Origin of the sequence: Fangia hongkongensis FSC776 = DSM 21703 (assembly GCF_000379445.1) — a bacterium.
In the GTDB taxonomy this organism is placed as follows: domain Bacteria; phylum Pseudomonadota; class Gammaproteobacteria; order Francisellales; family Francisellaceae; genus Fangia; species Fangia hongkongensis.
This window is the reverse complement of the sequence record NZ_KB902272.1, coordinates 140,779-163,386: the sequence shown is the minus strand read 5'-3', so window position 1 is coordinate 163,386 and position 22,608 is coordinate 140,779. Positions and strand designations below refer to the sequence as shown.

At 37.8% G+C, this 22,608-nt stretch carries 19 protein-coding genes; 9 read left to right on the top strand and 10 right to left on the bottom strand.

The window, feature by feature from the left end:
* Positions 1-8: 8 nt before the first annotated feature.
* Genes A37Q_RS0112225 through A37Q_RS0112215 form a run of 3 tightly spaced genes read right to left on the bottom strand, consistent with a single transcriptional unit; the run spans position 9 to position 2,746 of the window.
* Complete coding sequence (locus A37Q_RS0112225) at positions 9-764, bottom strand: hypothetical protein (RefSeq protein WP_018300569.1); 756 nt, start codon at positions 762-764, stop codon at positions 9-11.
* A gap of 10 nt (positions 765-774) precedes the next feature.
* Positions 775-1,911 (bottom strand): TrbI/VirB10 family protein, encoded by a 1,137-nt coding sequence (locus A37Q_RS15970; RefSeq protein WP_018300568.1) that lies wholly within the window; start codon positions 1,909-1,911, stop codon positions 775-777.
* The gene (locus A37Q_RS0112215) at positions 1,901-2,746 is read right to left on the bottom strand and encodes a DotH/IcmK family type IV secretion protein (protein WP_018300567.1); all 846 of its coding nucleotides are present in this window, start codon (positions 2,744-2,746) and stop codon (positions 1,901-1,903) included. The genes A37Q_RS15970 and A37Q_RS0112215 overlap by 11 nt, the downstream gene beginning before the upstream one ends.
* Before the next feature lie 592 nt (positions 2,747-3,338).
* On the opposite strand from A37Q_RS0112215, the gene A37Q_RS0112210 reads away from it, so the two are divergent.
* On the top strand, positions 3,339-4,061 hold the full coding sequence (locus tag A37Q_RS0112210) for a helix-turn-helix domain-containing protein (RefSeq protein WP_018300566.1): 723 nt from the start codon (positions 3,339-3,341) through the stop codon (positions 4,059-4,061).
* A 36-nt stretch (positions 4,062-4,097) separates the two neighbouring features.
* On the opposite strand, the gene A37Q_RS15430 is transcribed toward A37Q_RS0112210, so the two are convergent.
* Both A37Q_RS15430 and A37Q_RS0112200 read right to left on the bottom strand, forming a co-directional pair.
* Positions 4,098-5,600 (bottom strand): MGH1-like glycoside hydrolase domain-containing protein, encoded by a 1,503-nt coding sequence (locus A37Q_RS15430; protein WP_018300565.1) that lies wholly within the window; start codon positions 5,598-5,600, stop codon positions 4,098-4,100.
* A gap of 4 nt (positions 5,601-5,604) precedes the next feature.
* Positions 5,605-6,843 carry an MFS transporter gene (locus A37Q_RS0112200; RefSeq protein WP_018300564.1) on the bottom strand — a complete coding sequence of 413 codons (1,239 nt, stop codon included), beginning with the start codon at positions 6,841-6,843 and terminating at the stop codon, positions 5,605-5,607.
* 231 nt (positions 6,844-7,074) lie between these two features.
* On the opposite strand from A37Q_RS0112200, the gene A37Q_RS0112195 reads away from it, so the two are divergent.
* Genes A37Q_RS0112195 through uxaC form a run of 5 tightly spaced genes read left to right on the top strand, consistent with a single transcriptional unit; the run spans position 7,075 to position 12,665 of the window.
* Positions 7,075-8,535: a mannitol dehydrogenase family protein gene (locus A37Q_RS0112195; RefSeq protein ID WP_018300563.1), complete on the top strand. Its 1,461-nt coding sequence runs from the start codon at positions 7,075-7,077 to the stop codon at positions 8,533-8,535.
* Positions 8,532-9,716 carry a mannonate dehydratase gene (uxuA, locus tag A37Q_RS0112190; protein WP_018300562.1) on the top strand — a complete coding sequence of 395 codons (1,185 nt, stop codon included), beginning with the start codon at positions 8,532-8,534 and terminating at the stop codon, positions 9,714-9,716. Before A37Q_RS0112195 ends, uxuA begins: the two co-directional genes overlap by 4 nt.
* Complete coding sequence (locus A37Q_RS0112185) at positions 9,685-10,686, top strand: sugar kinase (RefSeq protein ID WP_018300561.1); 1,002 nt, start codon at positions 9,685-9,687, stop codon at positions 10,684-10,686. Before uxuA ends, A37Q_RS0112185 begins: the two co-directional genes overlap by 32 nt.
* A 13-nt stretch (positions 10,687-10,699) precedes the next feature.
* Positions 10,700-11,242 (top strand): bifunctional 4-hydroxy-2-oxoglutarate aldolase/2-dehydro-3-deoxy-phosphogluconate aldolase, encoded by a 543-nt coding sequence (locus tag A37Q_RS0112180; protein ID WP_240402943.1) that lies wholly within the window; start codon positions 10,700-10,702, stop codon positions 11,240-11,242.
* 22 nt (positions 11,243-11,264) lie between these two features.
* On the top strand, positions 11,265-12,665 hold the full coding sequence (gene uxaC, locus A37Q_RS0112175) for a glucuronate isomerase (RefSeq protein WP_018300559.1): 1,401 nt from the start codon (positions 11,265-11,267) through the stop codon (positions 12,663-12,665).
* A gap of 96 nt (positions 12,666-12,761) precedes the next feature.
* Here uxaC and A37Q_RS0112170 read toward each other — a convergent pair whose 3' ends face one another.
* Positions 12,762-15,755 carry a ligand-binding sensor domain-containing protein gene (locus A37Q_RS0112170; RefSeq protein WP_154648696.1) on the bottom strand — a complete coding sequence of 998 codons (2,994 nt, stop codon included), beginning with the start codon at positions 15,753-15,755 and terminating at the stop codon, positions 12,762-12,764.
* A gap of 314 nt (positions 15,756-16,069) precedes the next feature.
* Here A37Q_RS0112170 and A37Q_RS0112165 point away from each other — a divergent pair, with 314 nt between their 5' ends.
* Together A37Q_RS0112165 and A37Q_RS0112160 are read left to right on the top strand one after the other, a co-directional pair.
* Positions 16,070-17,467: a sugar porter family MFS transporter gene (locus A37Q_RS0112165; protein WP_018300557.1), complete on the top strand. Its 1,398-nt coding sequence runs from the start codon at positions 16,070-16,072 to the stop codon at positions 17,465-17,467.
* A 24-nt stretch (positions 17,468-17,491) separates the two neighbouring features.
* Entirely contained in the window at positions 17,492-18,484 is a 993-nt protein-coding gene (locus tag A37Q_RS0112160) for an inositol oxygenase family protein (RefSeq protein WP_018300556.1), read from the top strand.
* Here A37Q_RS0112160 and A37Q_RS0112155 read toward each other — a convergent pair.
* Positions 18,468-19,340: a LysR family transcriptional regulator gene (locus tag A37Q_RS0112155; RefSeq protein ID WP_018300555.1), complete on the bottom strand. Its 873-nt coding sequence runs from the start codon at positions 19,338-19,340 to the stop codon at positions 18,468-18,470. The two genes, A37Q_RS0112160 and A37Q_RS0112155, sit on opposite strands and share 17 nt — an antisense overlap.
* 101 nt (positions 19,341-19,441) lie before the next feature.
* Between A37Q_RS0112155 and A37Q_RS0112150 the strand changes: the two genes are divergently transcribed.
* Positions 19,442-20,230, top strand: coding sequence for a sulfite exporter TauE/SafE family protein (locus A37Q_RS0112150; RefSeq protein ID WP_018300554.1), 789 nt, complete (start codon positions 19,442-19,444; stop codon positions 20,228-20,230).
* Here the strand turns inward: A37Q_RS0112150 and radA are convergent.
* From radA to A37Q_RS15425, 3 genes are all read right to left on the bottom strand, one after another.
* Positions 20,225-21,580: a DNA repair protein RadA gene (gene radA / locus A37Q_RS0112145; protein WP_018300553.1), complete on the bottom strand. Its 1,356-nt coding sequence runs from the start codon at positions 21,578-21,580 to the stop codon at positions 20,225-20,227. The two genes, A37Q_RS0112150 and radA, sit on opposite strands and share 6 nt — an antisense overlap.
* 10 nt (positions 21,581-21,590) lie before the next feature.
* Positions 21,591-21,902 (bottom strand): PilZ domain-containing protein, encoded by a 312-nt coding sequence (locus A37Q_RS0112140; RefSeq protein ID WP_018300552.1) that lies wholly within the window; start codon positions 21,900-21,902, stop codon positions 21,591-21,593.
* A 78-nt stretch (positions 21,903-21,980) separates the two neighbouring features.
* Positions 21,981-22,601 (bottom strand): DedA family protein, encoded by a 621-nt coding sequence (locus tag A37Q_RS15425; RefSeq protein WP_018300551.1) that lies wholly within the window; start codon positions 22,599-22,601, stop codon positions 21,981-21,983.
* Between the last annotated feature and the right edge of the window lie 7 nt (positions 22,602-22,608).

Below are 22,608 nucleotides of genomic sequence, written 5' to 3'. Positions count from 1 at the left end.
CTACCTCATCAATCAAAAATAAAACCAGATGATGTAAAAACCTGACCACTTTCATCATCCACACGAGTTACTTTCCCATAGCCCTGTAAAACTGACCCTACATGCACGGTGATTGATTGACCTTTTTTATTCTCCAACCATGCAACATCACCAACCACGGCGGTTAGCTGCCATTGGTTCATCAAGCTTAACCTCTGCATTTTTAGACCATTAATTTCAGTTCTTAATTCATTTGATAAGCTTTTGAGCGAACTTAAATCACCTCTATCTGCTTTATTAAAATAAGTTTTTATTGCCGCCTCCAATGCGATAACACTCTTATCTAAATGATTAAAACTCTCTGACCACTTTTGTAATATCTGGGTTTGCTTATTAAGTGCTTCCTCCATTTTTTTCAACTGCTGTTGGTTGACTATCATGGACTTATTAAGCCTTTCTATTTGCTGTTGGTCTTGTTGGAACCTCATATCAGTTTTTTGTTTGATAGGAGTAAAATGTCTTGATGAGAGTTGTGTGATAGGAGTTTTTTGTATGTTAGGGGTCTCTGTACTAGAACTTGCCATTAACGAGTTTACTATAATATAAATGCCATAAACAAACACAGCTGCTGCGATAGCATACCCTATGTAAATTTTCTCGAATTTAAAGCCAAATGCTTTTCCCTTCTCATCGCCCGCTTTTTCCTTATGATCTGTTTTTGACTGATCACTCTTAGGTTTATAATCAGACTCTTGATAATTATCTAGAAATTCATGTTCACTCATTTTTAGCTTCCTAAACATCTTGCATAAACAAAACTCCGATTGCTGAGCCTTGTGATAATTTTACAGTTGGTGGACGATTAAATTGTTTTGCTACCGAACTACTTAATGCTGTTCCAATTTGCCCCAATCCAGAAAACGCAGCTGATCGCATTGCATCTGTGGCATTGTAACTCTGGCGATTATCGTTAAAACAAATAGGCTTTCCTCCTATCTCAATCCCAATACATCTATTTTGCGTATTAGAGAAATAAGTACCAAAACCTTGTAAAAAAGAAGCGGCAAAAAGACTACCATAACGAAGCAAATAATGATGATTCACGCTTGTGGCCAGCCCTGATTGAGCAGTTGACTGATCGACAGCATAAGCACGAATACTAATACTACGGCTCATCGTTTTCATTGCCAAAGTGTTAAATTGAATCACTAACTTATCATCCTGACGTGCAAAGCTTCCCAAAAGCTTTGCACCTTTATACTTACCGACCACAATATGTGCCAAAACTGGTGTACCTGACTGATCAGAATCAAGTGCAGTATCAATCACGCCAATCAAGACAGTTCCAGCTTTAATCATAACTGGCTTCATAGCATCACCTGAGCCTGCTGCTAAATCATTTAGTGACTCAACTTGAATTTTCTGCATCGTTGGTGCTTTAGACCATGATTTAAGCAATAAGCCCATATTTTTTTGCAAATCTTGTATCGGAACACTTTTTTGATTATTTGATGATAATTGATTATTTTCATTTAACTGTTGCTTATAAAACTCCCTTGGAGAAGTAAGCCTTTCACTCTGATTCAATTGCCTCATGGCTATATTAGCAGTAGCTTTTTGGTTTGTATTTTGAGTAAGTCGTTGGTGGTTGGTATTATAAATATCCTCTATGTAGCTGCCATTTTGATTGATTGCTTGTTGACGTTTTTTTTCTATTTCTTGTTTAACTAATCTTTGGTAATTATCATTCTGCTGACTACTTTGATAATCTGTATTTAAGTCACTCCCAACAACAGATGATTGTAAATATGTTTTACTTGTATTAGAACAGGCTTTTAGCGCCAAGATAGATATGACCACAAGTAATGTAAAAATAATGAAAATACGTAACCTAGGATGGTTTTTAAGCTGCTTTAATATACTAGCTATCATCTTTAACCATCACTTTTTGCATGCCTTTTCCCCCTGATAAAATAATGACTGGTGTCTTAGCAATTTCATAAACATTTATCTGCCCTAGTGTATTGTCTTCTATGTGGTGAATATAAGACGGTGAAATAAGAACTGAGCGCGTTAAAAGTAAGTAATTACCATGATATTCCCATAAGCGTGCATTCATACTATTTGCTGATAGACTAAGCCGTTTTGCTCCCGACGGCGCAATACCAGATAATAAATCAATTAGGTAGGTGCTACCTTTAATGTCAAAATGATTATCTTTTGCTGAAAGCACGCGAATATAAACTTCATAATCCCATTTTTTCTGGGTTGACAATAACATCACAGTGACTGGCGTTTTTCTTCCTTTTAACATCACAGCCATATTTGTGTTTGTATAAGCTTTAAGTGATTGCAACATTAAAATGCCATTAGCTTTGTTAAACGTAACGTTAAAATTCTCTTTATCTCCAATAATAAAACTCGTAACGGGCCAAATAACTCCTTTGGTATTAGTAAATATAACTGTCGTCACAACACCAATACCTAATCGTATATTCGGTGGTGCAAAGCTAAACCCTGGCTGTGTGTTTGCTACCAAAATACGCGAAACGCCTGTTGTATTATTCATAGAAGGTGGCGTTGCTGCTGCTTGCTGTCTTGATTTAATTTCGGACTTAACCTCATCAATTTGATTTGGTGTCAGAGGGAACATACTTGAAACAACTTGTGATGCAGTTGAGGCAAAGGAAACCTCACACATACTTATAATTAATAATAATGCTATGCATAGTCTTACAAATGTAATTATGATTCTAGCTTTCCCCATAATTCCCCATACTCCAATATCATTTACTATCTGCAAAGTATTCAACTTGAATTTGTACTAATTAAATTCACAAATAGGTTGCAAATTAATATACCTAGTCACCATACAGGACTATAAGACTATCGAAACTTTTCTATCATTCCGTTGAAAAATCACGGCCGCTTTGCAAAAGTTAACAGCCCTTTAAGCCAAGGAGACCATCCTACTCATTTACTATGGCTATATGATGTGCAAAGACAGTCAAAGGATTTTAAAATCGTACATATCAAAATCTGGAGTGTCACTATGATTGACCCATTACTACTTGTTTTATTTTTAATGTTTTACTATGAGAAATCGTAAAACTATATTATGATACACCCCCATAGGATGCCTATATTGGCTGCCTACTTTGTATATTTATAATGAACTGTGCTTAATTTACTAGAAAAAAACCACCTACCAAAACAAGCATCTATGCGACCTGATCACAATTTTGATAAATTTAGTCACACTAAAATAAGAATATTTCTCTAATGACAGAATCTGTATAACTCAGAGAAAGTCATGAAAATTTTTAACCTAATGAACTTTATAAATAGTAAGTAAACAGATGAGTAATACTTTTTTAGATAACATAATAAATAGTAGCAAACCAAAATTACTGGAAGAACAAAAATCACTTCTAGATCAGTTTTCAACGCTTACCTTGTTTATGGATACACAAAGCCGTATCACTTTGGCAAATAATGCTGTACTTAAGCATATGGGATATAAGCGCTTAGATGATGTACTAGGAAAAACAGCTGAGGCGACTAAAAGCAGTGCTTCAGAGCTAGCGGAAGAGTTTATTGAACAGAATAAAAACATAATACATGAAGGTAAAAAACTTTCTATTCTCACCTGCGCACCTTCAGCATCAGGGCAGTTTTGTTTTTATTTATCTCCTCGTAAACCTATAAAAGATCAATATGGCAATATTATTGGAATTGCCTATCAGGGCATAGATCTTGTTAACACGAGCATGTTAAATTCAGCAGTCTCTTTATTTCGTAACAAGAAAGGTGTTTTAACTCAAGGGTTATTAACATTAAAGACTGCATATGATGACTCATATGCACTTTCACCTCAAGATCTCGATTGCTTAGCTTTTCTATTGCGAGGCTTTAGTTCTAAAGAAATTGCAAATCGCCTAAAGCTTAATGTGAGAACGGTAGAATATCATATAGCAAATATGAGAGCTAAATTCAACGTGAAAAGCAAAAAGTTACTTGTAGACAAAGCTATGGCTCTAGGATATTTTAACTTTATCCCCGAGCACTGGTGGTTGCCTTAGTTATATTTCTATAACTTGACAATAATTTTTGTATGATTATACACATTTACTTTCAATAACCTTTTCCTTACCCTGATAATACAGCTTTACAGTTAATGGTTTTTTTGAACGCACCTCAACCTCTGGGAAATCCTCCACTAGTTTTTTGCTATTACAAGTCAATGTCAGCGTGTTATCAAGCGCAAAGGGATAGTTATCAACTGAAAATCTATCATTGTCCAACTGTATGTGCCAATGGATTGTATTATTTGGTGCATCTGGCTGAATACCAAAAACATTTTCTAATAATACAGTGATCGGGATAATGCCGCTCCATCCAACAAAATCTGGCTTTGCAGGCTTTGCCGGTGCAATATATTCAGGAGAGTAATTCTCCCATAATGTGCCTGTTTCTTTGTAGATTGAAACAACATTATCAAGATGATTCTTCGCAATATTAAAGGCAAGCTTTTGCTTGTTATACTTCTCCAACCCCTTTAGCACCATATAATTTGTTGGCGCCCATACACCACCTTGCCAATAGCGCCCATACTCTTGATATTTTGGATGATCATACGATAAAGATGGGACCCGATGCGGTCGATTAAACACCTTAGGGTCTTCCAAATAATCACAAAGTTTATTCACTCTATCATGACTAAAGCTTTCACTGACTAGCCCCCAGTACGCACCAATTGATTTAACATCGCTTAATGAGCCATTTTTTAATCGATCATAGTAAAAGTGACTCTTTGTATCATACATGTATTGATTGACATAATTTTCCAGATATTCTGTCTCATCGATAATCTCTTCAATCTCTTGCCAGCGCTCAATAACTTCACCCATTTTCATCAGGATTTTGCCTGATAAAACCTGTTGCAGGTTCATATCCAACCAGCTCATATGACCATGACTAAAATTCCAATGATAGCCTCTTTCTAAGCGAGGCTGGTTATCCATTCCTGTTGCCCAACCACTGGCAAAATAACTGCCATCTTTCCAAGTGCGATTGTGCTTAAGCCATTGATGATATGCCACAAGGACAGGAAACACAGCTTCTAAACGACTGAGATCTTTTGTTTGCTCAAAATAAACCCACTCAGCCCATGGAAGCAGATTAGGCCCTGTGCTCACTAGATCATAGCGGTGAAACTGATCTTCACCATTTTTGGCTTTTATCTCGCGACAGATAAATCCATCGGGGTGCTGTTTAGCATAAAAGTTATCAAGTGTTCCTTGAAAATTAAAAGCCCTTCTGCCATAAAGTCCAAACATCATTATAAATGCAGAATCCCACATAAAGATATTGCCATTGTAAGCCGTATCAATAAAGTTACTGACAAAGCCACTTTCTTCTGTTGGCTGATATAAATTTGAAAAAGCAATCTCCCAAGCCCTATTATAGCATGCGATATAATCCTCATGCCCTTCCCAAGAAATACTTGGAAGCAGGCTTTTAACTTCTTTAAAATCTGGCAGATTTTCTGCTTGATATTGTCTCTGGCGAAATGGATTCTCACTCACTAGCGCATTATGAATATAGGTTGATTTATACATTAATTTAAATGCCTTCTATGTATTTATTCTTATGTGCAAACTTATAATATAAATGAATGAAGCTAAAAAATAGCACAAAGGATGGAATCACCACAAGTGCAAATGCCACCTGATCACTTGTCAGATACATTAAAACACCCAAAAGCTTAGATGATATGCTATCAAAGAGTGCCGTGAATATCATCACAAGGCTCATGGTAATTGCGTGATATGATTTTTTCTGAGTCATCAACAATGCCGAGATAATCGTAGGATAAATAGGACCCAGAAAAAAGCCAATGGCAACAAGCGCATAACCATTCCAAGGAACCGCTGACCAAGTTTTAATTGCGCTTAGCTCTGTTGGCATCGTTTTTACCGCTGAGCCAATTAGCACAAAACCGATAAAAAACATTACCATAAAAAAATAATCCCAACGAATAAAGCGAAGGACAATCGCACCAAAGATTCTACCGATCAGCTCACCAAACATAAGAAGGCTAGCAAGTTTTGCTGCAAATGCCTGCGTCATTAGAAACTGTCCATGAAAGAAATAAGGCAACCATGAGCCCACTCCTTGCTCTAAGGTTTCACTACAAAACAAAAGTAGCAAAAATAACACACTAGCAGTGCCACAAATAATTGGCACAAACATCTTGGCTTGCACTTTGGCTGAGACATGCTCTGTTTTGTCAACTTTAATGTGTGGAAAGTCTGTAAACAACCAAAATAGTAAAATGACTAGACAAAGCGCACCAATTAACCAAAAGGCATTCATCCAATGTGCGGGCATTTTATGAATAAAGGTGGAAAACATCCACATACCTGCAACTGATCCCAAGGTATAAATAGCCTCTGCAAAGTTTAAAAAACTTGCATGTTTTTTCTCATCTTTAATCAACAGTGCTACAGAAGAGTAAACCGTGATTTTCATAATCACCATCGCTACACCGATTAAAATCAAATATAAACGTATCGCCCATAAACTATTCCAAAATGGCATCATAAAAGTGAAAATGATTAACACCCCCATAGAGGCGATAATTGACTTTCGATACCCATAACGAAGTAAAAAACCAAAAATAACAAATGAGGCGATGATGCCCGTTAGATTCTGATAACTTTCTAATGATCCTGCTTCAATCGTGCTAACATGAAAATATGCGGTTGCCTGCATAACATAAATTGGCAGTCCGCAAGTTAATATGCTAAGCATCACAAACGTTGCAATTAATTTTATTTTATTCAGATTATTCTGCTCCACACCATCCCCCTTGTTGTGATTTCAAGTAATTTAGCTACAAAATAAGCGTAAAAACACGAAGAAATTCAATAGTATCAGAGTTTGAATGGCATTTCTATGTAGATTTGCACCATATTGAAACGTATTATTCTAAGCGAGTTCACTAACAACTTGCTTGCGATGCTATTTGTAAAATAGCAACAACTCAGTATATACTAACGCAACTCTTCAACGTTCTTTTTGGATAATCATATGAATCGTTTCTATGCAATCCATATTGGTCTTGGCGCATTTCATCGTGCGCACCAGCTTTATTACTTTAATCAGCTTTTATTAAAAAATACTAATAAGTCCAACCATCTATCTACATGGCACTATATCAGCGCAACAATTCGCAGTAATAAAAAACTCATCGATCAGCTTAACCAACAAAATTGCCAATATACTTTAGTCGAAGAGAGTGAAAATGAATCCAATTATACACAAATCCATGCCCTTGAAGCGGCCCTCTTTGCCGGTGAAGGAAATGCCAACACGCTTGTTGAATATATTGCAGATGATGCAGTAAAAATGCTTAGCTACACTATCACTGAAAAAGGGTATTACTCAACACTATCTGACAGCACTTTTCAGTTAGATCATGCAGATATCATCTATGATTTAAATCACCAACAAGCACCAAAAACAGCCATTGGCATTACTGCATGGGGACTTCACAAGCGCTATAAAAACCACCAAAGTGGCATTACATTAATAAGCTGTGATAATCTGCCTCATAATGGAAAAATCCTAAAAAACGCAATCCTTTCTTTCGCTAAAAGCATTGATAATGACTTTGCTAATTGGATTGATGATAACTGCACTTTCCCTTCTACCATGGTTGATAGAATTGTCCCTGCTGTGAGTGAACATGACATAGAAAAAGTCAACCAACATATTGGCTATAAAGATTTAGCTCCTGTGATTACCGAGCGCTTTAGCCAATGGGTAATTGAAGATAACTTTGCCTCCGACAAACCGCCTCTTGAGAATGTAGGTGTGCAATTTGTCCGTGATGTAGCGCCTTTTGAGTCAATGAAGCTGACCATGTTAAATGGCAGCCACAGCTTAATTGCTTATCTTGGCGCACTTGCGGGCTTTAAAACTGTCTCAGATGCTATTGCACACCCTGATATTTATAAGCTCATTCACTATTATATGAGTAAGATTGCAGCCCCACTTGTAATTGGATTACCTGAAGAAATCTCACTTGATGATTATAAAGATCAATTGCTTGAGCGTTTTAAAAATCCACATTTAGCACATAAAACAGAGCAAATCGCAGCTGACGGGTCACAGAAAATTCCACAAAGATGGCTGACAAATTTACAAACACTTATTAAAAGACAAGACAATTATGAGATTTATGCCTTAGGGATAGCTGCTTGGATTATATTTACTCAGGGCCGCAATGATCAAGGCAATATGCTAACGGTAAATGACCCATTAAAAGATAAATTTATAGCATCCACTGATGCAAAAAAGCTTGTTCAGTATTATTTCTCACTTGAGAGTGTTTTTAACCCTGAGCTACAAAAGAATACGCTTTTAAATGAAAAAGTTCTGCACTATGTTAAATTAATCACACAGCAAGGAACACTGGCTGCCATCCAAAGCTTTCTACACTCTGTCACAACAAGCAAATCAATCGAATTAACTAAGGAAAAACAATGATAGAATCTTGGCGCTGGTATGGACCTAAAGACCCTGTGTCTATAGAAGATATTATGCAAACAGGTGTCAGTGATATTGTCACTGCGCTCCATCATATTCCAAATGGAGATATTTGGCCTGTCGATGAGATCAAAAAACGCCAACAAGAAGTCGCTCACTCTCAGCACCTTGGTCCTACCAATCTTAACTGGTCAATTGTTGAATCTGTTCCTGTGCATGAAGCAATAAAAAAAGGACTGCCTGAGCGCGATAAACTCATTGATCACTACTGCCAAAGCATTAAAAATTTAGCAGCATGCGGTATCCACTTAATCATCTACAATTTTATGCCTGTTTTAGATTGGACACGCACTGATTTAGCGCGAACCCTCGCAAATGGCGTTAAAGCGCTCTCATTTGATGAAAAGGCGCTTGCTGCTTTTGATATTCATATTTTAAAAAGAAAAGATGCCATAAATGACTACAGCGCTGAGATTCAAAATAAGGCCGCTCTCTATTATGAATCACTGTCAAAAGAGCAAAAAGATCGCCTAACCAAAACAATCATTGCAGGACTGCCAGGTGCAGAAGAAAGCTTTACAATCAAAGACTTTCAAGCAGCCCTAGATGAATATAAGCCTATTTCAAGAGAGACACTCAAAGAGAATTTATGCTATTTTCTTGAGCGCGTTTTACCTGTAGCTGAATCAGTCGGCACAAAGCTTGCCATTCATCCAGATGATCCACCTTTTGAAATCTTTGGCTTACCACGTGTTATTTCTATTGCTGAGGATTATCGCTGGTTATTTGAAAAGCTGCCATCAAAAGCAAATGGTATCACCTTGTGTGCAGGCTCACTTGGTGCGCGCGCAGATAATGACTTGCCTAATCTTGCCAGAGAGTTTGGAGATCGTATTTATTTTACGCATTTACGCAATGTGCGATTAAGTGAACATGATCGAAGCTTTTATGAAGCAGACCATCTAGATGGTAATACGGATATGTATGCACTTGTGAAGGAAATTCTAAACATAGAAAAACGCTCACACGCTGTCTATATGCGCCCTGATCATGGCCATCAAATGTTAGATGATTTAAATAAAAAAACCAATCCTGGCTATTCATGTATTGGGCGCTTAAAAGGACTTGCTGAGGTGAGAGGCGTTGCCTATGCTGTTGCCAGAGAACTTGAGAGTCAATAACATGCAGGGAAATTTACTGGTTATTGGCGAGTGTATGCTGGAGATAAGCGGATCGCTTTTTTTTCATCAAGCATGCCAATTAAACTATGGTGGAGATGTGCTGAATACCGCCGTATATTACAGACGTCTCACAGAGCATGACACTGCCTTTTTAACCGCGCTTGGTAAAGATGCATTGTCCCATCAGATGATGCGCTCCTTTGAAAATGAAAAGATCAACACCAGTCCAATTATACAAATTGATCATGCACTGCCTGGGCTATATGCCATTCAAACAGATAGCATGGGTGAGCGATCATTTCATTATTGGCGTGAAAATGCGCCAGTAAAGTCTCTTTTTCTACATACCTCCGACAGCCAGCTGAATGCACTTTCACAAAGTTACCCTGATATTTATCTCTCTGGTATTTCGCTTTCTCGCTGGGATGAAAAACAGCTTGAGATATTAACCCAATGGCTATTGAAACATAAAAGTGATGCAATAAATCGCCCACGTATTATTTTTGATTTAAACTACCGTCCTAAATGTTGGACAAGTCCGCATAAAGCGCAAACTGTGCTGCAAAAATTTCTTCCACTTTGTGATCTTGTTATTAGCACATTTGATGATGAAGCGCTTCTTTTTAACGACAAAGATCCCAACGAGACACTCGTGCGTTATCAGTCATACGGCATTCAACATATTGTTATTAAACAAGGCCCCCTGCCAACATTTTGCTATCAAGATGGGGAGCTTCTGTTAATTTCACCTGATCAAAAAATTGAACGCCCTGTTGACACCACTGCTGCTGGAGATAGTTTCAACGCAAGTTATCTTGCTGCTTTATCCTATGGGTTAAACATGGAACTTGCATGCAGATTTGCACAGAGTTTTGCCGCTGAAATCATCCAACATCAAGGCGCGATTATTGACAAAAACACCACCGATCAATACCGTCATAAATTACAACAATATAGCAAAGAGAGCTAACGTTATGAGCCTAATGAGTATATTAGAAAACAACCCTGTTATTCCAGTTGTATCGATAGATACGCTTGAGAGCGCCTATCTTTATTTTGATAAGCTCAGAGAAAAAAATATTAAAATTATTGAGCTAACCCTGCGCTCAAAAAATGCCCTTAATATTGTTGATAAACTTATCAATCATCCAGATTTTAATGACTTTATCATCGGAGTTGGCACCATTACTTCAATAGATCAAATGAAAACTTGTCATGAAATGGGCGCGAGATTTCAAGTATCCCCAGGGTTTACACCCATGCTGTTAGAGCATGCAAAAATAAATAAAATCAACTATCTACCAGGGGTAATCACACCACATGAGGTGATGACATTACAAAGCTTTGGCTTTAATTGTGCCAAATTTTTCCCTGCAGGCGCAATGAATGGACTTCAAGTACTAAAGAGCTATTTGAGTGTATTTCCAGATATGAAATTTTGTGTCACTGGTGGCATCAATGAACAGAATAAATCTCAGTATTTAGCACTTGATAATATTATCGCAATTGGTAGCTCATCTATTTAAACTCAAACATCAAGGGTCTATTATGTTTACAGATATGACGCTTTTCCCCACAGAGGGAAAGCTTAGAGAAATCGCACTTGAAATTTATCATTATATTAAGGATTTACCGATTATTAGCCCACACGGTCACACTGATCCAAAATGGTTCGCTGAAAATAAAGCATTCAATAACCCTGTAAATCTGTTGATTACACCTGATCACTATATTTATCGGATGTTTTACTCTCAAGGCTTAGCATTAGAAGACTTTGGGATTTCGCCAAAAGGTGGAGGAAGCTATGAAACCGATCCTCATATCATTTGGAAAAAGGTTGCCAAGCATTGGTATTTATTTGCAGGAACCCAAGTGGGACTTTGGTTCGATGCCCAGCTTAAAAATGTTTTTGGCATAAGCGAAACACTTACTCCCGACACCGCGGATACCATTTATAAGCACATTGATAAATGTTTACAAAAAGAAGCCTTTTTACCTCGTGGTATCTGTAAGCGTTTTAATATTGAAGTCATTGCGACAACAGACAATGTTGATGATCCGCTTAACTATCATCAAATGATTCAAGAGACCCTCTTCTCATGCAAAATCATTCCAACCTTTCGCCCAGATAGTGTGACAAATCCAGAGCTTCACCCCGTTCATGAAAATATCCCTAAACTTGGGAAAACGCTTAATAAAGAAATTGGGGACTTTCAAGCCTTTTTAGATGCACTAAGAGAAAGACGTGCTTATTTTAAAGCCAATGGCGCAACAGCTACTGATCACGGTGTGAGTGTTCCTGTTACTTTTGATCTATCTAACAGTGAAAAAGAGGCTTTATTTCAACGTGTTTTACACGATAAGGCTGATGTTAATGACAAAAGAGTCTTTTGTGGACAAATGCTAACAGAAATGGCAAAAATGGCCGCAGAGGATGGACTTGTTATGCAGCTTCATGCTGGGTGCATGCGTAATCATAACCGCCAAGTTCAACAACGCTTTGGTCATGATAAAGGCGCGGATATTCCACAAAAGTGTGATTATGTAAATGGGCTTTATCCACTACTAAGCCAAGTAGGAAATGAAAAAAACTTTCGCCTTATTCTTTTCACAATGGACGAGTCAGTTTATTCAAGGGAGCTTGCACCACTTGCTGGTCATTATCCAAGTGTGTTTCTTGGCCCGCCTTGGTGGTTTAATGATTCACCAGAGGGGATGATGCGATTTCGAGAAGCGACTACAGAGGTTGCTGGATTTTATAATACCACAGGGTTTATTGATGACACGCGCGCACTTTTATCCATTCCCGTTCGGCATGATATTGCAAGACGTGTAGACAGCCATTATTTAGCAAAGCAAGTTGCCAATGAGCGCATATCGCTTAAAGATGCCTATCATATTGCTAAAGAAATCACCTACTCTCAATCAAAACGGTTATTTAAGCTTTAAACATAATCAGGCAAAATAATATTACCTACATCGCGCTTATGGTGCTTATTTTTCATTTCAGGCAAAGCACCGCATATAAAATATGCTCAACATAATCTATAACCGATGTTCCAACATTCGAGAAACACTAAGCTCTGCACCCACTGCAAGTCGCATTGCGGTTACTTCTTTATTATCTGATGTATTAGGATAGGAAAGGTTTGTCTCTTGCAGATAATGGGCATTTTGATTCCCATAAACAAACACTTTATTAGACTTTGATGTTGTTACATACGTATTTAAGGGTGTTCCATCATCCCCCACTGTTTGCGCCAATGCCAAAGGATGAGCATCTGAATGAGCCGGATCAATAGAAATGTCACTCTTTTTCTCATCTTTCAAGGGTAAAAAACTTTTAGTATTTACATCATAGCTTCCTATCGTACTATTACTAGGTAGCTTAACCCCCATAAAAAACCTTTCACTCTCTAGCACACTTTTTATCTTTGACTGATTATGAATAAGTGAATAGGTAGGATAGGATGCCCCTAGCACTACATAACTTGCAAATGTGTTTGGCGCTTGGGATAAAGCGCTATCACCCTTATGAATGGTTATACTCCCAGTATCAACATAATATATCTGATCAGGGTTGTTATCTTTATAGCTCAAAGCAATGCCACTAATATCATTTTGACTGGTATCACTCAATTGTGATTTTGCTTCTGTTATTTCACTGACAAGGCTTGCTGTATCCTCAAAGTGATTAAATTGATATAAATAAATTTTGTTTTTTGTCCCAACATAGATTCCATCATTTGTTACAGCGATTGCCGAAATATAACCATCATCCCCACTAATTCCTAAATCTGGGAGCTTAACGATATGCTGATGAACAAAGTCATACTGATATAAGTTTTGTCCATTTGCAATAAGCACTTGTCCATTTGGAGAGACTGATAGCCCATAACTTGGCGTTTGAAGCTTCGGTGCATCAGGGGAAATGACTTGAAAACTTTGCAGCTCTGGAAGCGCTGCCTTGTACAAACTTAAATTAACATTAGAGGCCGTATTAATATACCCTGTGGCATATAAATTTTGCACCGCATGAAGTGAGTAAACATCAGTTGCTTTGTAATCTTTATTAACATTAGTCGCTGTAATATTTAAACTTGCATCTAAGCTTTTCTCAGGGTTCCCCGATGAGTAGATATAAAGCTTGCAGCTTTTTTCTGATGCTAAATTACTCATCAAGCCTTTATCATTTTCGATCGTAATCGGACAAGCATTTGGACAGGTTCCTTGGGAGCACCATTTGACAGCAGTTTTACCATCCCATATTTGAAATTCTTCCGCATTATTTGTATCGTTTGTGATTGTGGTTGAGATATTTAAGGGGTTTTTACCATCATTCAAAATATCTATTGCTTTTACTGCAAGCATCTGATGATCCGCGCTGAGATTCGTTTTGATGCTATTATCTTGGCTGGATTTGATATCAATTGGAATCACCGTGTCTTGCGCTAAATTATTCCTTTTGACAAGTTCAAGCTGAGATGGGCTTGATATACTACTCACTCCTCCTGATACTTGAAAAGTTAAATTACACGAGCTTTTAGGTGCCACTCCCAACTGAGAGGCGCTAACACATTCATTATTAACAATACGGATGCTGTTAACGCTTAAGGTATCTCCCGTCAGCACCTTATAATCATCTTGATTATTTGATGGATGCCAAGTAAATGCGCCCATGTTCGTTAATTTCACTGTGGTTTCAACCTCTGAGCTTGAGTGCTCTGGTGCTTGATTGAGTAGAATATGGTTTGTTTTGCCATCCCCAGGTGCAACAGTGACTTGAGAGACATTCACCAAAGCTTGTGGTGTCTGATCTATACTGCTAGCAGAGTCATCTGAAGCCGTTGTGAACTTAAAATCAAGTGCCTTTGGTATGCCATTGGTATTATAGGCATCTATTGACGTATCAAATACCAATTTACAATTGGATCCTCCCTCTAAAATATACGCATTTTTGCAGGTGCTTTTTTGTTGATTGTAACTTACACCATAAGGTAAGCTCACCTTATCTATATTATTCGCAAGAATAACCCTTTCACGAGAGAGATTTTGGATAATAAGCTCATTCGTTCCCGGTTGAGTAATATTAAGCGCTGGAATAAGGATTGGCAGATTATTCACGCTCACAGGCATAGCATACTCAACTGAGTTTCCTGCATCAACTGTTATAGCATTTTGAAGACTTAACTGATCTTTCAGTTTTGTTAAGAGGACCCGTGCTACTTTCCCCCCTTGGATCGAAAACTTTATCTCTTTAGATGCCTGTGGCGCAATTTCAGGAATAACAATTTCTCTTTGGGTTGTCACCACTGGCAAATCACTATCCGGACTAATTGTAATAAGCGATAAAAGTGCTGACTGATCTGCATTACTTAAACCTGAAAATTGAATAACAACTGTGTTTAATCGCTCTTTACTATTATTTTTCACTTTCAACACCACTGATCCACCCGGAACAATTCTACTCATTGACGCGGTTAATTGATTGTGCAGCTCTTTTCTTTCTTTAAACTCTGTACTGATTTTTTTGCTGATTGTCTTAGTGATGGCACCTGTTATGTTAATATTGAGTGCCCCTTCAACTTTTTGGGCTTTATCAGAGCTTAATATATACGTTAAAGTACAGCTTTTACCCGGAGTGAGTGACATTCCAACTCCTTTATCATTAATACAGCTATCAGGATTTGCCGTATCAAAATATTGAATATTAACATCTGCCGGCAGATTGGCAGTGCCTATATGTGAGATATGCACAACATCATTGCTATTGTCTGCTCCGACCATAAAGGATCCAGATGCAGATTGTAGATGGGCTGCTTGTTGATAGGTAATCGTCATTTCGCCATGCACTGGTGCACTTTTTGCTGAGAGTGTGGGGATTTGCACATTGTCCTGACTTGTAACACTACCTGTACTTGTCTCTCCTCCATTATATTCAGAGTAGGATCCAAAACATGCACTTAATGACACTACTGTAGCACATGAAAGTACCATATTTCTAAATAAAACGCCTCTTCTCTTTCTTCTAAAATTCATATATTTCTTATATTACATATTTTTAGATGAAATAGTACGCATCAAAAATCACGATGTAAACTACTGATATGCTATATTAAAAATTTTCAATATTTCATCACTGAAAACGATTGAATATTAAGCACTTTTATGGCAGCAATAATACTCCTAGAAATGATTGATCACAAATCACACTCAAGGCAACCTTTTTTATACTCTTCATCTTTATTGGTTTAAATATTAAACGCAAACTGGCGAACACAAACGCTTGCACTTTCAGTTGCAAATTTGTAATTTAGTTTCAAATTAGATAGAATCGGGGCACTATGGGAAAAATGCGAAATAAAATGCTTACAAAAGAAAAAAACAAACTCAACCGTTATGTTATTTTAATTGTTGCAGTCGCAGCTTTAGGCGGGTTATTATTTGGCTTTGATACCTCGATCATTGCAGGGGCAACACCTTTTATTCAACAAGATTTCTCTGCTAGCAACTGGCAAATTGAAATGGTGGTTAGCTTTTGTGTCCTTGGTGCTTTTTTTGGCGCACTACTAAGTGGCCGCTTTACTGATAGATTCGGTCGTAAGCGTGTTATGATAGCAACGGGACTTATATTTATAGTCGGCACACTGATCGCGGCTTTCCCTATTAATATTGAAATGATTGTTATTGGCCGCTTTATCTTAGGTTTTGCTATTGGCATTGCTTCCTATGCAGCCCCTTTATTTATTGCTGAAGTCGCCCCCCCTAAAAATAGAGGCTCGCTTGTGTTATGGAATGGCGCTTTTTTAACAGGTGGACAGGTTTTGGCATTTATGGTTGGTTATGCCTTTACCGCATCAGGAAACTGGCAAGCCATGATTCTATCAGGCATTATTCCTGCCTTTTTGTTATTTGCTGGCATGATATTTATGCCCTATTCCCCAAAATGGCTTGTTTCTAAAGGGAAAAAAGATCAAGCACATCGCACGCTGAATAGGATCAGAAATACTGCAGAGGAAGCACTGCATGAACTTAAACACTTAGAAAATACCTTAAATGTAAATAAAGCGAGCTTTAGAGCTATCTTTACTAAACGTGTGCGACCTGTTTTATATCTTGGCCTTGCCCTTGGTATTTTTCAGCAATTTTTTGGCATTAATACCGTGATGTATTATGGCCCTCACATTATGGCAAGCATTGGCTTTAAAGGCAGCGAGACACAAATGTTTATGACAATGGTGCTTGGCATTGTTAATTTTGTATTTACCGTAGTAACAATTATCTTTATTGATAAGCTTGGCAGGCGTCTTTTTCTCTTTATTGGATCAGCCTTAGCAGCCATTAGCTTATTCTTAATGAGTTATTTTCTGCACGATGCAACAAGCTCAACACTTGTGGCCTATATGGCGCTTATTTGCTTAATTGTTTATGTTATTGGCTATTGTATCAGTGTTGGCTCTCTTTTCTGGCTGATTATCTCAGAGATATTCCCACTTGATGTGCGTGGTGCTTGCATGAGCTTTGTCGCCTCTATTCAGTGGTTAGCAAACTTTGTCGTTGCTGCTACTTTTTTAACAATTTTAAATACTCTTGGCGTTTCAACGACATTTAGTTTATACGCTATTGTTGCACTTATTTGTTGTATTATTACTTACTTTTTTGTTCCAGAGACGAAAAATGTTGAACTGGAAACCATTGAAGATAATCTTAATGCTGGTGCGAAATTGCGAGAGCTTGGCAACACAGCATAACCAATTAAAATACAGGAGTCAGCTATGTCTGAAACATCGAATAACATACAACAAGATAATAATTTTGGCGAGTTTAGAAACTATGAAGATAGCTTGTTTCAAGAACGCGTAGAGAGAACTTATCGCATGATGCATGAAAACCAAACACAACAATATGTTAAGGGTATGAAGCAAAAATACTATGCATTAAAGCATCCTAAAATGGATGTCTATGAGGTGTTTAAGTTACTGGAAAATGTACATGATGAAAGTGACCCTGATAATGATCTGCCACAAATAGAGCATGCTTATCAAACAGCCGAAGCTGTGCAAAATAAATTTTTAAATGATGATTATACATTGAAAGATAACATCAGCATCAAAGGCTTGTTTAGAGCACATGAATGGGACTCTCTGCCACAAGAATATCAAAATTTTTATCTTGAAAAGGATACCTTAAATGCACTTTACTCACATATTAGCGATTGGTCTTGGTTTCCTTTAACCGGTTTTATCCATGATCTTGGAAAAATTATGACACTTGATGATTATGGAGCACTGCCACAATGGTCTGTTGTTGGAGACACCTACCCTGTTGCCTGTCCATTTGAGCCACAAAATGTATTTGCTCACAAAAGTTATTATCAAGCATCAGCTGACTATCCAAGCTACAATACCTCCACAAGTACACATTTTGGCAGCTACCCTAAATTTTGTGGTTTTGATCAGGTGGATATGAGCTTTGGCCATGATGAATATATCTACAAAGTTGCAGAGCAAGGCAGTGCTCTTCCTTATGAAGCCCTTTATCTCTTACGCTACCATTCATTTTACCCTTGGCACACACCACAAACAGGAGGACATGGTTATCAGGCACTTGCATCAAAGCGTGATTGGCATTTACTACCCCTTTTAAAGGCATTCCAAAAGGCGGATTTATACTCAAAATTACCAGAGTTGCCACCAAAGGAAGTATTAGAAGCAAAATACAAAACACTTTTAAAGCGCTATGTCCCTACATCTAAGATTGCTTGGTAGCATTTTGACAGAGTTGTAAAAACACTTTGGCTGGTTTTGATAAAGTCACCCCTTTTCTATAAATACAGGCATTTTCAATAAACGTCTCTTTCATCTTAAGCGGAATTCTTTTTAGTTTGTCATTAAGCATGTTCTCACTGATTAGCGCCCAGCCAATCCCCTTTTCAACCATACTGACAATGATCTCTAACATGTTAACCCCTGAAATCTCCGGTGATTGAATTGAAAAGTGATTTATAAGCTTGTGAAGTTCTGTGTGATGCTGATTCCCTGCCTCTGGTGAAATAACAGGAATCGACTGCAGTTTTGTATGGATATCTTCCTTTGACCGCCAAAATGGATGATTGCTAGAAATAACAGGAATGACTTTTTGTTTCAAAATTTTATGCGTGACAATATCATCTGGAATATTGTCATTCACTGTAATCAATCCAAGCTCTGACTTGTAATCCAAAATATTGTCAATAATCGGTAACGTATAGTCAAAGTTGATTTTCAAATTAACTTTTGGATGTTCAGCATTAAGCGTTTTAAGCACCATCGGTAAAAAGTGCAGTCCCAAGGAGTAATTACAATCCAGCGCCAAATCCCCGATGACTTCAGTATTAAACATCTGCATCGTATTTTGTGCATTATTCCACTCATTTACCATACGCCGAGCATAAGGCAACAAAGCCTTTCCTGCATCGGTGAGCTCAATATGACTACCTAAGCGATTAAATAGGCTATTATGCATTTGATATTCCAATTGTGAAATGCGCTTTGTGATGGTTGGCTGTGTTAAAAACAACTGATTGGCTGCCTCTGTAAATGATCCTGTGTCAACAACTGCGAGAAACGCTCTTATGTTTTTCATATTCTATTTTCGAATGATATACATTTAATTAATTCATTAGAGTAATATTAATATACAAAATATAATAACGCCATAGTTATTCTAAAATGAGAGAAATAAATATGGTTTTTATGGTTTATATTCTTGGTGGTATTATCACTGGAGTATTATCAGCTTGGGTTGGCGCAGGTGGTGGTGCAGTTATTATCCCGCTTATGCTTTTTATTTGTAAATATCAAGGGATTTCTAACGCCATCGCCATTCATTTATCTGTATCCACTTCACTTGGATTTATTATGATTAATGCACTTTATAACGCCTATAAGCATTACAAGCATGGACACCTGATTACTCCTCTTTTAAAACGAGCCATGCCAGCTATATTACTTGGTGCCATTGTGGGCACGATTATTGGCAAAATGCTCAATGCACGCTCAATAGAAATTTTGTTAATCCTCTTACTGCTTACCAGCCTTATCAAAACCTTTTCCACTCAAAAAGCCTCAAAGCAAAGTGCTGACTCTCAACTGCCATCTAAATTATCATGTAGTATTTTTGGTGGTCTAACTGGCGCACTATCAAGCATTGTGGGTGTGGGTGGATCAAGCGTTGTTAACCCTTATATGAAACATTACCACTACCCAATGAAAAACTGCGCAGCCATGTCAGCAGCCCTTGCTTTCCCAATTGGCTTATTTGCCACCATCACAATGTTAATCTCCAGCTATCATATTGCCAACCTACCTGCATACAGCATTGGTTATCTATATCTGCCTGCTTTTTTAGGTCTCCTTATTGGCTCTGTCATTGGTACACATATAGGCGTTCGCATTGTTAAACGATGTCCTGAGAGAATTTCTTTATGGTTATTTAGGCTTATTTTGATCTTTGTTATTATTGATATGCTATAGCAAATCTAATAGCTCTTGTAGTTTTCTAATCCCAATAACCTCTATTCCAATTGATTTTTTAGGTGCGTTTTCAAAAGGAACAACCGCCTTTTTAAAGCCATGTTTTTGCGCCTCTTTCAAGCGTTCTTGACCATAAGGCACAGGACGAATTTCCCCTGACAACCCCACCTCTCCTTGAATAATCCAGCTTTTAGGAATTGGCTTATTATATAAGCTTGATACAATAACCGCAATAATGGCCAAATCCGTACTTGTTTCAGAGATTTTAATGCCTCCAACCACATTTAAGAACACATCTGATTCACCAAGCTGAATGGATAAATGGCGTTGAATAATTGCAAGCAACATGGCTAATCTATTAGGATCAAGACCAACAGCTAGGCGTTTGGGTTGTGAATAGCTATTATCATTCACAAGCGCCTGAATTTCAACCAAGATAGGACGCGTTCCTTCCCACAGGCTGACAATCACACTGCCAGATATATCCTCTGCTGCACGATTTAAGAAAATAGCCGAAGGGTTTTTTACTTCTTTCATCCCTTTTTCTGTCATTGCAAATACCCCAAGCTCATTAACCGCGCCAAAGCGATTTTTCATTGCTCGTATCATCCGGTATCTGCCATCTGTTTGACCTTCTAAAAAAATAACGGTATCAACGATATGCTCCAATACCCTAGGTCCTGCAACTTCTCCGGTTTTAGTCACATGTCCAACTAAAAATACCGCTGAGCCCATTCTTTTAGCCATTTGGGTAATCATGCTTGCTGATTCTCGAACTTGCGAAACACCCCCAGCTGCTGATTGCAGTGCAGGAATTTGCATTGTCTGAATAGAGTCAATGACAACTACAAGCGGTTTATGGGTTTCAATATAAGCACAAATTGCCTCGACATCCGTTTGGCTCATCATCATCAGCTTATCGGTTGGCAGATTCATCCTTTTTGCTCGCAGTGCTACCTGTTCTAAAGACTCCTCCCCTGTAACATAAAGGGCCGAATAGCTTTGTGAAAGATGTGTCATAATTTGCAGTAAAATCGAGGATTTTCCAATGCCCGGATCACCACCGATTAAAATCACCGACCCAGGGACGATTCCCCCGCCAATAACACGATCGAACTCATCAAAAGAAGAGCTAAACCTTGGAACATCCTCAAGAGCCACATCTTTTAGCGCAAGTACTTTCGCCTCGCCACCAGCATACCCTTGCCTTGTCATGAGCTTACTAGTTTTCTCGGTAATTAGACTCTCAACCAAGGTATCCCATTCATGGCAGCTCGGGCACTGCCCTTGCCATTTTGAGGAGGACTCCCCACACTGTTGACAGACATAAATCGACTTTGACTTTGCCATTTAGCACCTTTTAATCATTTAAGAGTCCCGCTAAGTAGTTCTCCATTAAATCATGAATAGCAATACCTTCATCCCCCATACACTGGATCCCATAACTATGTTTTCCATTAATGTTTTTTGCAGAGATCCAAACCACTTTTCCTCTACAGTCCAACTCTTGCTTTAGCTCTGGAAAAGCAACGCTAAAATCAAGCTCATCACCAAGGTTCAAACTTTCATTTTGTTCAACCAGAATGGCACCTTGCTGCACATAGGGCAAATATTTTGCCAAAGCATCTTGCTTTGAGCTGATATGAATATTTATTTTTGTTATCTCTGGCATTCATCATCATCCTTTATTTTGCTTGTCACTTACCGGCTTTCAAATCAAGTTTATAACGAAAATAACAGCTCTATTGAATCAGCTCTCACTCTTGTTATCACTTTGCACTTTTTTCATATTGCGACGCTTCAAGATACGCATAACCATATAAATAATAGCAAAGATTACGGCAAAAAGAACCAAGGTGGAAATTAGCCAGTGCTCTCTGGCCAAGTGAGTTAATGATAGCTTATGTAATATAAGCTGAATAGCATTTCCAAAATAATAACCCCCTAAAATAAAAATAAGCACCCAAATAATGGCGCCAATTAAATCAAAAATAAAGAATTTGAAATTTGAAATACGTGTAATACCAAGTGCAAATGGGATAACCGTTCTTAGTCCATATGCAAAACGAAAAGCTAGAATAAGCCAAAAATCATACTTTTCTAATAGCATCATAATTCTGGCAACTTTTGGCTGCCAATTTGGCTTTCTTGCCAAAATTTTAGGGCCTAAAAAACGCCCAAGATAAAAGAAAAAACTATCATGGATAATACAACCAACAATAGATAACAGGATAATATAGCCAAGATCCAGCATACCTGCTGCTGCTGCAACTCCACCTAAAACTAAAAAGGTTTCCCCTTCAATAATGGCGGCGCCAAACATGAGCCAGTAGCCCCATTGTTGAATTAATGCAATATGATCAGGAGTCATTCATTTT